We start from the raw sequence: 13109 nt of genomic DNA on the forward strand, positions 1-13109 counted from the left end.
GCCTCGAAATTCCGCGGATCGGCGGGGTTCCGCCTCCGAGTCATCCGTCGGGCCATCCGTCGGGCCGATCACATTACGCCGCCGGGCCGGACGTCGATAGCATCGGACGCGTGACTACGGACTCCACAGCCCCCGCCGCGACTCCTGTGACTCCGCCCACTTGGCGTTCGCTCATCAGCACGCTCGTGGCGGGCCACGACCTGACGCAGGCCCAGACGGAGTGGGCCATGGACACGATCATGTCCGGCGAGGCGACCGAGGCGCAGATCGCGGGCTTCCTCGTCGGTCTCAGGGCCAAGGGCGAGACGGTCGACGAGCTCGCCGGTCTCGTCAGGGGCATGGTGGCCCGCGCGACGCCGATCACGATCGCGGGCGAGAAGCTCGACATCGTCGGCACGGGCGGCGACCAGCAGAACACGGTGAACATCTCGAGCACCGCGGCGCTCGTCGTCGCCGGCGCCGGGGCGCGCGTCGTCAAGCACGGCAACCGCGCAGCGTCGTCGTCGTCCGGGTCCGCGGACGTCCTGGAGGAGCTCGGCGTGCGCCTCGACATGAGCGTCGAGCGCGTGGCCGCGGCGGCCGAGGCGTGCGGGATCACCTTCTGCTTCGCGCAGGTGTTCCACCCGTCCTTCCGGTACACGGCCGTGCCCCGCAAGCAGCTCGCGATCCCGACGATCTTCAACATCCTCGGTCCGCTGACCAACCCCGCCCAGGTGCAGGCCTCGGCCGTGGGCGCCGCGGACGCGCGCATGGCGCCGCTCATCGCGGGCGTGCTGGCCGACCGCGGCAGCCGCGGCCTCGTGTTCCGGGGCGACGACGGGCTCGACGAGCTGACCATCACGACGACGTCCCGGATTTGGGAGGTCCGGGACGGGAAGGTCACGGAGTCCGTGCTGGACCCCGCCGACCTCGGCATCGGGCGCGCCCCGCTCGAGGCGCTGCGCGGCGGCGACGCGGCGCACAACGCCGCCGTCGTGCGTCGCGTCCTCTCCGGCGAGACCGGGCCGGTGCGCGACGCCGTCGTGCTCAACGCCGCCGCTGGCCTCACGGCCTATGACACAGCCGCCGACGGCCCTCTCCTCGACCGGCTCGCCCACGCCAAGCTGCGCGCCGAGCATGCGATCGACTCCGGCCAGGCGGCCCGGACGCTCCAGGCCTGGGTGGACTTCAGCCAGTCGTAGCCCGGGCCCTAGGAGAGCCCGAGGGAGAACGCCGCCTCGAGATCGTGCCGCGAGTACGCCCGGAATGCGATGTGCGTCGTGGTCTCGATGACGCCGTCCACCTTCGAGAGGCGGTCCGCGACGACGTCGGCGAGTTCCTCGTGCTCGCGGACGCGGGCGATGGCGATGAGGTCCCACTCGCCCGTGACGGAGTAGACCTCGCTGATGCCCGGGATCGCCGAGATCTTCTCGGCCACCTCCGGGATCTGGGCCGTGTCGGTCTGGATGAAGACGAATGCCGTGATCATGATCCTCCGATCGGGAAGCGGTCTGGCTGCGTCCAGCCTACTGGCCAGCGGGCGCGCGACCCGCTAGGAACGGCTCCGGGCGGCGCGGGCCGAGAGACGCCGGACCGCGAGCGCGATCGCCCGCCAGCCGAGCAGCAGGAGCCCAAGCGTCACGAGGGCGACGACGAGGAACGGGACGGCCGTCCCCGCGCCGGTGGCGGCCCGCAGCAGCATGCCGATCGCCCAGGCGCCGGCCCACGCGGCAATCCCTGTGGGCCAGAGGGCGAGCGGGCGGCGCCATGCGCGCACGGCGGCCCACGCGGCCGCGAGGCCAACGAGGAACGGCCACGCGGTGGCAAGGACGCCGAGGACGGGGTTCTCGACCGTGTGGAAGCCGCGGCCCACGGCCGCGAAGACGAGCACGACGGCGATGTCCGCCGCCGCCGCGAGGGCGCGGGCAGGTGCGGCATGTGATGGCGAGGACTTCATCCCCCCAGCCTACGGCGGCAGCCGCGGCACCGCCGTCGTGCATGACCGCCCTGGCCGGCGCGGGATCTTCCCACGGCGCGGAGGCCGCGGAAGAATGCCGAGGGCAGAGCACCCCCGAGCAGCCAGGAGCAGCCATGCCAGCGATGACCACGTGCCTGTGGTTCGACACCCAGGCCGAGGAGGCCGCCACATACTACACAGGGATCTTCCCGAACTCCCGGATCACGGCTGTCGACCGCTACGGCGAGGCCGGGCCACGCCCGGCAGGGACGGTCGTGACGGCGTCGTTCGAGCTCGACGGGAGGCCCTTCGTCGCCCTCAACGGCGGGCCCGAGTTCACGTTCGACGAGGCCGTCTCCCTCCAGGTCCACTGCGGGGACCAGGAGGAGGTGGACTGCTACTGGGACGCGCTGACGGCCGACGGCGGCCAGGAGAGCATGTGCGGCTGGCTCAAGGACCGCTTCGGGTTCTCGTGGCAGATCATCCCGAACCGGCTCACGGAGCTGCTCAAAGACGCGGACCCCGGGCGAGCGCAGCGGGCCATGGAGGCGATGCTGCAGATGAGGCGGATCGTGGTCGCGGACCTCGAGGCGGCGGCCGACGGCGCCCTGTGACGCCACGCCATGATGCCCTGTTGGGGCCCTGTCGAAATCCGGCACTGCCGATCGTCCAGTAGGCGAGGGGCCACACGGGCCCCGACAGGAGGAGCGAGAACGATGGCACAGTACCTCATCAGCATGTACCAGCCCGACGGCGTCGTGCCGCCGCCCGAGGTCCTCGCGCCGGTCATGGCACAGCTCGGCGTGCTCACCGAGGACCTCAAGGCCGCGGGGGCGTTCGTCTTCGGCGACGGGCTCACCGACGCGTCCTCGGCGACAGTCCTGAAGGCCGAGGAAGGGGACGTGCTCATCACCGACGGACCGTACCTGGAGGGCAAGGAGCATCTGGGCGGCTTCGACATCATCGAGGCCCCCGACCTCGACGCCGCGCTCGGATGGGCGCGCCGCTTCGCGGAGATCACGGGCCTGCCCATCGAGGTCCGGGCGTTCGCCGGCTTCGCCGGATGAGCCGGGTGCGGTGACGGCGGACGCCCTCGACGCGGTGTTCCGCGAGGAGTACGGGCGGGCCGTGTCCATCGTCCTGCGCACCACCGGCGACCTCGGGCTGGCCGAGGATGCCGTCCAGGAGGCGTTCGCCGTGGCCGCGCAGCACTGGCCGGACGAGGGACTGCCCCAGCATCCGGGAGCCTGGATCATCACGACGGCGAGGCACCGCGCCGTCGACCGCTTCCGTCGTGAGGCGGCGCGGGGGGAGAAGGAGGCCGAGGCGGCGCTCCTGCGGGCCGCCTCGGAGCCTGAGCCGGACCCGTTCGGCGATGACCGGCTCAGGCTGCTCTTCGCCTGCTGCCATCCCGCGCTCGCGATGCCCGCGCGCGTCGCCCTGGCACTGCGCATCCTGGCCGGGCTCACGACGGCGCAGATCGCCTCCGCGTTCCTCGTCGCCGAGGCGACCATGGGGCAGCGGATCTCGCGCGCGAAGGCCAAGATCCGCGATGCCGGGATCCCGTTCAGGATCCCCCCGGCGGACGAGCTGCCAGCGCGCCTCGCCGGGGTGCTCGCCGTCGTCTACCTCGTGTACAACGAGGGGTACTCGGCCGGACTCGGCGCACCGCCGGCGCGGGCTGGCCTGTGCGCGGAGGCGGTTCGGCTCGCGCGGATCCTGCGGCGTCTCCTGCCGGATGAGCCGGAGGTCCGGGGACTGCTGGCGCTCATGCTGCTGTCCGAGGCCCGCCGCGACGCCCGCTCCGGAGCGGACGGGGTCCTCGTGCCGCTGGACGAGCAGGACCGCAGCCGCTGGGACGCGTCCCTCCTCGCGGAAGGCCTCGGCATCGTCAAGGTCTCGCTCGGGCGCGGCCTGCTCGGGCCCTACCAGCTGCAGGCGGCCATCCAGGCCGTCCACTGTGCGGCACCCAGCCCGGCCGCGACCGACTGGCGGCGCGTGCTGCGTCTCTACGACCTCCTCGCCGAGGCGGCTCCGGGGCCCGTCGTCGAGCTGAATCGCGCCGTGGCGCTGGCGGAGGTGGCGGGGCCGCGGGAGGCGCTCGACGCCGTCGACGGTCTCCCGCTGGCCGGCTACCACGTCTTCCACGCGGTCAGGGCGGACCTGCTGCGCCGGCTCGGGCGCACCGAGGAGGCCTCTGCGGAGTACGCGGAGGCGGCGCGGCTGGCGCCGAGCGCCGGAGAGCGGCGCTTCCTCGAGCGGCGCGGCGCCGAGCTCGACGCCTGAGACCGGGTTGGGCCGTGGCCGACGGCGACCGGTCACGCAGCGGGTCGTCAGGCGGCGCGGGCCTCGGCGGCAGGGGCTGCGGTCGTCCTGCGCCGTCGGTCGCGCAGCAGGAGGCCGATGTAGGCGAGGTCCAGCACCGAGCAGAGCAGCCCGATGCCGAGGACGAAGGGGGAGAAGGACAGCAGCCCCCACTGGATCGCCTGGGCGAGCGTTCCGAGCCACTTCGCCACGGCGATCGTGAGCGACTGGCCCCGGGATCCGCCGCGGGCGACGAACATCGCGATGAAGAGCCCGGACATGAGCAGGTTCTGCAGGAAGGCGGAGTACACGGCACCCTGCCGCTCTCCGAACTCCACCAGGAACAGGAGCTGGACCGTGACGGCGGCCGCGAGCAGCACTGCGCTGCCGGCGAGGAACTCGCCCCGGCCGAGCCTCGCCGAGAATTCGGCATACCCGAACCTGAGGAACGTGTAGAGGATGACGACGTCGGCGACGCCCCAGAGCAGGTTGACGTACGCCTGCAGGCCCGGGGTGTCGCTCAGACCGATAACCGCGTATTGCCATTCCCACGCGATGTTGAGCGCGAGCGCGGCCACGGGGATGGCGTACGTCCGCTGGGCGAAGCCGAGGCGGATGGCCTCGGCGTACACGGTGGTCCAGGCGATCCCGCTGACGAGGATGAGGGCGTAGACGAGGATCCCGTCGTTCATGGTCTGTAGGTTGGTACCGCGCCGCGCCGAGGGCAAGGCCCGGGGAGGGCCGCCTTGTAGTCTCTTAGCCTGCTCGCCGGGTTCTTTGTCGCGCTCCTATTCACTGGTTCGGACGCCTTGGTCGCCTGGCTCGCTACTCGTTCGCGAGGGCGACCTCCGCGGTCCGGCCAGCATGTCGGTGAATGTCGGGCGCCGAGTTCGACGCCGGGGGCGATTCGGCGGGGCAACAGGGGAGCAGTCCAGACTGTCGTATTCGCACCTGCTGCGAAGGCATCCTCTACTGGCACCCCTGCGTCAGGCTTGGACGTATTCAGCCCCGACGAGGGTAGGCGGAGTCCGAGGACAGCTAGGCCGACAGACGGAGACGATACGCCGTGGGTGGCAGGATTCGACTATGGAGACGGTCACCCTTTGGCGCCCTACCGGTCCGGAGGAACTCGCGCTTGTCGAGGCCTCGGGCTGGCGCGAATGGCCGCCGAGATTGCCGGACCAGCCGATCTTCTATCCAGTCCTCAACGAGGAATACGCGACGATGATCGCTCGCGATTGGAACGTCAGGGCCAGCGGAGCCGGCTTCGTCACCCGGTTCGAGGTTCGCAAGGACTTTCTTGACCGCTACCAGGTTCAGCAGGCTGGCGGAAAGACCATTCTGGAGTACTGGATTCCGGCCGAGGATCTGCCCGAGCTCAATGCGAACATCGTCGGGATCATCGAGGTCGTTGCCGAGTACCGGTAGCGGGTCCGCACTGAAGCGATCCCATCCTTCGGCATGCAACCTCCCCAATGTGACACTCAGAGATGGCTCCTCAGATCTGCATAACGTGCCTAGGGCTCAGCCGCGGCTTCGTCGGCGACCAGTGGCGGCGGCCGGTTGCGGGTGGGGAAGGGTTCTGTGATTCATCCGATGAGATACGCAGAGTGGTACCTGACATAATGTCGATTATCGGCGGTTAAGGAGCGGGAGTTGCATTAGGTGCGAGAACTGCCGCCTCATCGCGATTCAGGCATTTTCGCAGGTCAGAAGCCGATTGTGCACGAACGTAGACTCTGCGCAGACAGCCTGGTTTTGGCGAGCTTGCCCGGTCGACTGTAGGTTTCCTGCATCTAATGCATGTTTCCATGGTTTAGGGGGCGGGAATGGACGGTGCTGTTCCGGGCGCAGTGCCGCGATTGCTCAGCGATCCTGGCGTCGGGCTGTTCCGCGCCGACGAGCGCGTCTTCGAGATGATGCTGGAGCGCTGGCGCGCGCAGATGCTGGCCCGCGGGCTGACCACCGGGACCATCAAGAGCCGGTGCGGCGTGGTGGGTAGGTTCCAGGAGTTCACCGGCGAGTTCCCGTGGCAGTGGCGTCCGGTGGACGTCGAGGAGTTCCTGGCCGAGCTGCGCTCCGGGCCGAAGCCGGTCAGCCTGACCACGCTGCGCTCGTACAGCAACGCCGTGGCGATGTTCTGCGCCTACCTGACCCATCCGGCCTACAGATGGGGCGAGTTCTGCGAACGCACCTTCGGAGACATCCCCACCCAGATCTGCTTCGAGTGGAACACGCCCCGGCACACCACGGACGACGCCGTGCCGCCGAAGAAGCGTGCATTCACCGTGCAGGAGCTGCGGCGGCTCTTCGACCACCAGGACGACCTCGTAGACCGAGAATACGCCGCCGGGAGCAAGCGGTGGCTGCACCTGCTGCGGGACTCGATCGCGTTCAAGGTCTGCTACGCCGACGGGCTGCGGCGCCGGGAACTGACCATGCTCGAGCTCGAGGACTTCGGCCCGAACCCGCACGTGCCCGACTACGGGCGCTTCGGCGCCATCCAGGTCCGCTGGGCCAAGGGCACCGCCGGCTCCGGCCCGAGGCGCCGGACCGTGCTGACCGTGCCCGAGTTCGACTGGGTCGTGGCCCTGCTCGCGGAGTGGACCCGGGGCGGGATGCGGGAGCGCTTCGCCACCGCAGAACGGTCCTCCGCGCTCTGGCCGAGCGAGCGGTCCGGCCGGGTGGCCGTGGGCAGCCTCGGAGACGCCTTCGCCGCGGCCCGCGACGCCGTCGGGCTCCCGAAGGAGCTCGGCCTGCACTGCCTGCGCCACTCCTACGTCACCCACCTGATCGAGGCCGGCTACGACCCCGCATTCGTCCAGACCCAGGTCGGGCACGCCTACGCCTCCACCACCGGGCTGTACACCTCGGTATCGTCGGACTTCAAGCAGAAGACCGTGCAGAAGATGATCGCCCGGCGCATCGCCAAGCCCGAGGAGGAATCCAGTGCCTGAACAACGCAGGATCGGCTACCACTGGAACCTGCGCGCCCTGATGGCCCAGCGCAACCTCTGGAAGACCACCGAGCTGATGCCCCTGCTCCGCTCCCGCGGGATCAACCTCTCCGAGAGCCAGGTCTACCGCCTCGTCACCAGCACCCCCGAGCGCATCCCTGCACGGACGTTCGCGGCCCTGTGCGACATCCTCGACTGCACTCCGAACGACCTCTTCGAGCCCTTCGTGGAAATGCGCGCCGCCTCAACTGCCAACGCGCCCAAGCGCAGCGAGGACCTCGGCATCCAGCCCCGCAGCCCCATCGCCAAACGCATCCGGCTCGTGACACCGGACGAGGATGAGTAGGCCTCGCAAGGCCGAGGACCCCACCCGCTGGCCGGTCCCCTGCTCACGCTGCGGCCAGCACCACCAGACCGTCGCCACCTGGCCGGACGGCGGTGTCTGCGGTTACTGCTACCAACAGGCCAAACGCACCCGCGGGACCTGCGCCTGTGGCCACGAAGGCATCCTGCCCGGCCTGACCGACGGTGCACCGGCATGCCGCGCCTGCTCCGGGGTGAAGCTCAACATCGACTGCAAATCCTGCGGCGCCGAGGACGAGCTCCAGAGCGGTGCCCGATGCTGGAGCTGCGTCCTCGGAGACACCGTCGACAGCCTCCTCGCCAACCCGTCGAGCGGCAGCATCCCGCCCGAGCTCGTCCCGCTCCCAGCGGCCCTGAAGTCGATGAAGCGAGCCAACAGCGGCCTTACCTGGATCCGCCAGAAGCACGTCACCGAGTTCCTCCAACGGCTCGCCCACACCCCCGCCGTCACCCACGAGACCCTCGACCAGTTGCCGAACTCACGCACCCGCGAATACGTCAGGGGGCTGCTCGTCGAACACGGCGTCATCCCCCGCCGCGACGAGCTCCGCGCCCGCTACAACCACTGGGCCGAAGAATCCCTCGAGCGCATGAACGACCCGGGAAACCGTGAGACCGTCCGCCGCTACATCCGCTGGCACCACCAGCGCCGGATGAACCAGATGGACGAAGTCGGCCAGGGCACCTTCCAGCGCAGCAAGCAGACCGTCACCGTTGCCATCGACTTCCTGAACTGGCTCACAGACCGTGGCGCCGGCCTCGCAGAACTCGAACAGGCGCACCTCGACGCATGGCAGGCCGAAGGTCCCACAACCCGGGAGATCGCCGACCGGTTCCTCAAATGGGCCATCAAGACCAAGGCCGCTCCCTCGGGCCTGAAGATGGCACCACATCGGCGCGGAACCAGCGCCAGACTCAGCGCCGCAGCCCAAGAGGCGGCCGTCCAGCAAGTGGTCCACACTGACCAGCTGCCTGCCCGGGATCGGGCTGCGGCGATCCTCGTCGTCGTCTTCGGCCAGCAGATTGAAGACGTCGCCGCCCTGAGCTGGAACGACGTCACGGTCACCGACGAACTGGTCACCATCCGGCTCGGCAGCATCGAGATCGCCCTGCCCGACCCGCTCGACGGCCCTTGGCGGCGCCTGGCATCCGATCCCGGACACGGCCTCACCGCAGCGCACCCCAACAGCAGCTGGGTCTTCCGCGGCGTCTCCCCCGGCCGGCACATCAACCCCAGCCACCTGCGCGAAAGGCTCCGGACCGTCTTCAGCACCCGCGCAGCCCGGCTCGGGACCCTCCACGAGCTCACCAAGCTCGCACCCCTGCCCCTCATCGCCGAAACCCTCGGCTACTCCCCGGCCACCATCGAACGCCACGCCACCGACTCGGCAGCCGCCTACGCCCAGTACATCGCTGCGGTGAGAACATGACCGGCGGCGCAGACAGGGTCCGGGCATGTATTTCAGGGGCAGACCGTTGGGGTCGCATCCTGAGTCGACATGAGGGGAAATGATGAGGGATCGCGAGCAGGCCGGGGAGCTTGTTGTGACCAGGCCCTGGACAGCCCAATCGGCACGGATCTTCGAGGAGGGACGCGCCCACCGCCTAGTGCTGAATTGTGCGCTCGGATTCAACGAACCGTCGCTCGAGTTTCTCCGGGGGCTTCCGATCCGCGAGTTGCAGATCATTGATCGGCGCCTGACAACCCTTGAGCCCATCTACTCGCTTGCCCCGACCCTGGAGTCGCTCCATGTGACCACCCATCCTGACCTGAAGATCAGGCTCACCGAGCTGCCAAGGCTCCATAGCCTCGGGGCGTTCTGGGCACAGGTAAAGGACACCATCGGCCAAATTGCTGGGCTCGAGCACCTGTTCCTGCTGACATACACGCCCGACGACTTGGAGCCGCTGTCTTCGCACGTGGCCCTGGAAACCCTCCGGATGAAGGACAGGCCGAAACTGAGCTCCCTGGCTGGCCTGTCTCAATTCCCCAAGCTTGACCAACTCGGCATCTACTTGGCCTCTCGGCTTAAAGACATATCTGCACTGCGCAGCCGATCCGCGATCCGCGAGCTCGAGCTGGAATCCTGCAAGAAGCTGAAGAAGATCGATGACCTCGCAGAGTGCGTGGGACTGCGGCGGCTCAATCTCGCCGACTGCGGCGACATCGAATCTCTAGGTCCCTTGAGAGGGCTGACCCAGCTGGAGGAGCTCTACCTCTACGAATCGACCAAGATCTTGGACCAGGACCTCTCGCCCATAGCAGGCCTTCCGAGACTCAGGATCCTTCGAATGATGAACCGCCGTGGATACAACCCGTCCGTGCATGAACTCCAAGCGCGGATGGACGGGACCTGAACCCTCCTCGCCAGACGAGCTCCAAGAGCCACCAACTCCCGGCTCACGAATTAAGTGGGACGGGCGAGACCGACTACGGATCACCAGACGTTCTGGAGTTCTACGACATGTCTGGTCTATGGAGGGAAACTTCGGCCGGATGAGTTCGAACCCACCACAAATCATCTGGCGGACGGATGCCCCGACAGGAATCACCGACTTGATCAGCAAAGGAGCCGAAGTGATCCGGATCTCCAAGCGGTTCCAAGAAGCCGCGCAGAGGATCTTGGATGGCGACGAATCCAAGATCGCTGCTGCAGCGTTGGAAGGTGTCCTGCTCGATGAGCACCTGGGCGAAGAAGACATGGAAGATCTACTCTTCGCCCTCTCGCTCTACGCTCCAGGCGACGGCCCCGAGTACTACGACGGCCCCCAACTTCGAAGAACCCTCAGGGAAACCCTCAGCAACGTCCTCCCCCCAAGAGAGGAAGAACAGCCCTAACCGCAGAAAGCCGGGAAGGGTCACCCGAACGGTCCGACTCGTCCCACATCAACACGTCTCGCTGCCACTCAAAGAACGGGAGTTGCGTTTGACCCACTGGTCCTGACTGAGTCCTCCAGCCGATTGGCCTTGGTAGACGCCGAGAACGGCCGCTCGCTGGCTGGGGCCGAGATTGCAGGCTCGCTGGGCCTCGGAGTCAGGACGCTCTACCGGTGGCTTGCCCTATAGAGACGCACCGAGGATACGACCGATGCCCTCCTTGCGGGTTTAGCGATCGAACTCCCAGTCCTCAAGCTGTGTGTGCACAGGGATCAGATTGATCACGAGGTCGGTGCGACCTTCAACCTCGACGAGTTGGGTGCGGCATGCCTCAGCGACCTGACGGGAGGAGAACGCTCCGATCTGGCCACCGCTGTTGCCTTCTGCGTCCTCCCACTCGACGGCATATACAGCCTCCGGGCTGCGGTATCCCCTTGGAAGCTTCATGAACGGGCTGCGCCAAGTTCGGAAGTGCCATCGCCCTATACGGAGACGGATGTGGCGAAGGTCTTGAATTTCGAATTCGAACACACTGAAATCCTATTGGTGGTCAGGGGCGATTTCTTGTTTCGCTGCCGACGCTTTCACTCGACACGGCACCAGCGGCAGGCTGGACGGATGGCCAGAGGGCACCACTCTCGCGATGAGGAAGCTCCTCGGCGGGAGGACCATGAAGATGACTGCAGGGTCTGCCCGGCTAAGTCCGAAAATCAGGGCGTATCGGAGACGAGTACTGACGGTGGAGGCTTGGGGCCCCTGTGAGAACAGGGCCCCCGGACTCGGCCTGACTCGAACAGGCTGCCACCCTCTCCATCATGGGTGCGGTCATCTGGAGCCAGCACACCTTGAGCGAGGACAGGATCATGGACTCACACTTGCAGCGGCGAAGCGAGTCGGCGGGCTTCAGATACCCCGCATCACATCCGGGCCTGGTGCACAAAGCCTTCTACTCCCGTGCCAGGAATACCCGTGCATGCCAGTTAGCCAACGCGAGTTGCATCTGGTGCGAGAACCGCCGTCTCGTCGCGATTTCAGCACACCAGGCACGCTGCGCCTGTCACCGAGCTCCTCCAACGGCTCGTCATCAACGCAGGCTCGGAACCAGCCTGAGGCTAGCGCCTCACCCCAAGAGGCGGCGTCCAGTGAGTGGTCCACGCTGGCTAGCTGCCTGTCGTGGATCGGGCTGAGGTGATCCTCGTCGTCCCATTCGGCCAGCAGATCGAAGAAGTGACCGCGCTGGACCTGACGATGTCAGCGTCACCGAGGAACTAGTCACTATACGGCTAGGCAGCATCGAGATCGCACTGCCCGACCCGCTCGACGGCCCCTGGCGCCATGTGGCATCCGATCCTGGCCATAGCCTGACGGCAGCACATCCCATGGGTCTACCGCGGCGTCTCCCCCGCCGGCACATCAACCCAGCCACCTGACTCGTCAGTACTCCGCCACGATTTAGGTCGCTGGCCTAACCTGCGCCGACGGTCGGTACGAGGATCGCGGTCAGATCGTGCGCGGTCACCGCGACCACCACAGCCATTTGGTCTCATTGATGACGGCATGGGCGCGGCAGGTGTAACTCACCGCCCCGTTTTCCCAGTACCGGACGACCGCGGTGCCCTTGCACCAGTGGCAATGCGTTTCCGTCCGCCCGTGATGTGTGCGCGACGACATGATCGAAGGCACCAACTCGGGGGTCATGCTGCTGCCTCTACGATGAGCCCCGGTGCTCGGTGCGGGCCTGCTGCCCATTCCGCATGCATTGCCGGGATGTGGTTGCCGATCGAGTCATGCTCCGCCAGCTCCGCTTTGAGGCCGGAGATCAGTTCGCGCAGGATCCGGTAGTTGCCAGAGTCCTCCTGGAGAGACTGGGCGAGGTCCAGGCACTCGCCCAAGCGTGCCCGGCTCATCACGCCGCCTCCAGCTCGGGGGCCCACTGCACATTGCAGTTCGAGGGCCCATCGTCCAAGGCCCGGCATGGGCCTGCGGGACGATTCGCGGTCAGTGCCTGGGCGTAGAGGCCCAGACGGTCATTCGGCGTCCGGTGTCCGGAACGGTTCCACATCTGGACGACTTCATCGACATCCACCATGGCCCCCGCCTCCTCGGTCTAGCTCTAAGGGCGGTCGGTCCGGGATCCTCATCCCGTCCCGCTGTTGTTTTAACTCTAAACCTATGAGTTCACATGTCAAGGGTTTAGTATGAAATAGATCACAAGGAGGAGGATGGACACGTGAGCAGCTGGAGGGAACAACTGGCCTTCGCACCGCTGGAGAACGCGGTGCGCGGAGAGGAGACCGGCCGCCGGCTCCGCCAGGCGATCGAGCTGGGGCTCCTCGAGGACGGCACGCAGCTGCCGAGCGAGAACGACCTCGCCGCGATGATGGGGATCTCGACCCAGACCCTGCGCTCCGCCCTGGCCGAGCTCCGCCACCTGGGCCTCGTCGAGACCCGACGCGGGCGCGGCGGCGGCAGCTTCGTCAAGGCCAACACCGGCGACCTGGCGAAGGCGCGCCGGGAGACGCTCGCCGCCTACTCGCTCGAGGACCTGCGCGACATCCGCGAGTACCGCGCCGTCCTGGCCGGCTCCGCCGCCGCCGCCGCGGCCGGAAGGTCACAGCAGATCTCCGTCAGCCGCCTCGCCTCGCTCGCAGCGATGGTCGGGACCGCCGAG

Annotated in this window: 16 protein-coding genes; 11 read left to right on the forward strand and 5 right to left on the reverse strand. The window is 67.7% G+C overall.

What is annotated here, in order from left to right:
- Window positions 1-110: 110 nt before the first annotated feature.
- Complete coding sequence (gene trpD, locus BV907_RS01855; RefSeq protein ID WP_077487928.1) at window positions 111-1181, forward strand: anthranilate phosphoribosyltransferase; 1071 nt, start codon at window positions 111-113, stop codon at window positions 1179-1181.
- Between the two features lie 8 nt (window positions 1182-1189).
- On the opposite strand, the gene BV907_RS01860 is transcribed toward trpD, so the two are convergent.
- Together BV907_RS01860 and BV907_RS01865 are read right to left on the reverse strand one after the other, a co-directional pair.
- The gene (locus BV907_RS01860; protein ID WP_077487929.1) at window positions 1190-1468 is read right to left on the reverse strand and encodes an Lrp/AsnC family transcriptional regulator; all 279 of its coding nucleotides are present in this window, start codon (window positions 1466-1468) and stop codon (window positions 1190-1192) included.
- 63 nt (window positions 1469-1531) lie between these two features.
- Entirely contained in the window at window positions 1532-1936 is a 405-nt protein-coding gene (locus tag BV907_RS01865; RefSeq protein ID WP_077487930.1) for a DUF3054 domain-containing protein, read from the reverse strand.
- A gap of 134 nt (window positions 1937-2070) precedes the next feature.
- Here BV907_RS01865 and BV907_RS01870 point away from each other — a divergent pair, with 134 nt between their 5' ends.
- The 3 genes from BV907_RS01870 to BV907_RS01880 all read left to right on the forward strand — a co-directional run bounded on the left by BV907_RS01870 (window position 2071) and on the right by BV907_RS01880 (window position 4222).
- A complete protein-coding gene (locus BV907_RS01870; protein WP_077487931.1) occupies window positions 2071-2550 on the forward strand; it encodes a VOC family protein in 480 nt (159 codons plus the stop codon).
- Between the two features lie 102 nt (window positions 2551-2652).
- Window positions 2653-3003 (forward strand): YciI family protein, encoded by a 351-nt coding sequence (locus BV907_RS01875; protein ID WP_077487932.1) that lies wholly within the window; start codon window positions 2653-2655, stop codon window positions 3001-3003.
- Between the two features lie 10 nt (window positions 3004-3013).
- Window positions 3014-4222, forward strand: a complete 1209-nt coding sequence (locus BV907_RS01880) for an RNA polymerase sigma factor (protein ID WP_077487933.1) — start codon at window positions 3014-3016, stop codon at window positions 4220-4222.
- Window positions 4223-4269: 47 nt separating this feature from the next.
- Here BV907_RS01880 and BV907_RS01885 read toward each other — a convergent pair whose 3' ends face one another.
- Entirely contained in the window at window positions 4270-4932 is a 663-nt protein-coding gene (locus BV907_RS01885) for a transmembrane-type terpene cyclase (RefSeq protein WP_077487934.1), read from the reverse strand.
- Between the two features lie 394 nt (window positions 4933-5326).
- On the opposite strand from BV907_RS01885, the gene BV907_RS01890 reads away from it, so the two are divergent.
- The 6 genes from BV907_RS01890 to BV907_RS01915 all read left to right on the forward strand — a co-directional run bounded on the left by BV907_RS01890 (window position 5327) and on the right by BV907_RS01915 (window position 10399).
- Window positions 5327-5668, forward strand: coding sequence for a hypothetical protein (locus BV907_RS01890; RefSeq protein ID WP_077487935.1), 342 nt, complete (start codon window positions 5327-5329; stop codon window positions 5666-5668).
- Between the two features lie 425 nt (window positions 5669-6093).
- Window positions 6094-7197 (forward strand): tyrosine-type recombinase/integrase, encoded by a 1104-nt coding sequence (locus tag BV907_RS01895; protein WP_245827744.1) that lies wholly within the window; start codon window positions 6094-6096, stop codon window positions 7195-7197.
- Entirely contained in the window at window positions 7190-7543 is a 354-nt protein-coding gene (locus tag BV907_RS01900; RefSeq protein WP_077487937.1) for a helix-turn-helix domain-containing protein, read from the forward strand. Before BV907_RS01895 ends, BV907_RS01900 begins: the two co-directional genes overlap by 8 nt.
- A gap of 211 nt (window positions 7544-7754) precedes the next feature.
- Complete coding sequence (locus tag BV907_RS01905; protein ID WP_245827727.1) at window positions 7755-8990, forward strand: Fis family transcriptional regulator; 1236 nt, start codon at window positions 7755-7757, stop codon at window positions 8988-8990.
- 82 nt (window positions 8991-9072) lie between these two features.
- Window positions 9073-9918, forward strand: coding sequence for a leucine-rich repeat domain-containing protein (locus BV907_RS01910; RefSeq protein ID WP_139346547.1), 846 nt, complete (start codon window positions 9073-9075; stop codon window positions 9916-9918).
- Window positions 9919-10138: 220 nt separating this feature from the next.
- Window positions 10139-10399 carry a hypothetical protein gene (locus BV907_RS01915; RefSeq protein ID WP_077487940.1) on the forward strand — a complete coding sequence of 87 codons (261 nt, stop codon included), beginning with the start codon at window positions 10139-10141 and terminating at the stop codon, window positions 10397-10399.
- 267 nt (window positions 10400-10666) lie between these two features.
- On the opposite strand, the gene BV907_RS01920 is transcribed toward BV907_RS01915, so the two are convergent.
- Window positions 10667-10969, reverse strand: coding sequence for a hypothetical protein (locus tag BV907_RS01920; protein ID WP_077487941.1), 303 nt, complete (start codon window positions 10967-10969; stop codon window positions 10667-10669).
- A gap of 1163 nt (window positions 10970-12132) precedes the next feature.
- Window positions 12133-12345: a hypothetical protein gene (locus BV907_RS01925; RefSeq protein WP_139346548.1), complete on the reverse strand. Its 213-nt coding sequence runs from the start codon at window positions 12343-12345 to the stop codon at window positions 12133-12135.
- Between the two features lie 323 nt (window positions 12346-12668).
- Between BV907_RS01925 and BV907_RS01930 the strand changes: the two genes are divergently transcribed.
- Window positions 12669-13109: winged helix-turn-helix domain-containing protein (locus tag BV907_RS01930; RefSeq protein ID WP_139346549.1), on the forward strand; the 441-nt coding region annotated here is incomplete at its 3' end.

It is taken from the genome of Sinomonas mesophila (assembly GCF_001999765.1).
GTDB lineage: Bacteria > Actinomycetota > Actinomycetes > Actinomycetales > Micrococcaceae > Sinomonas > Sinomonas mesophila.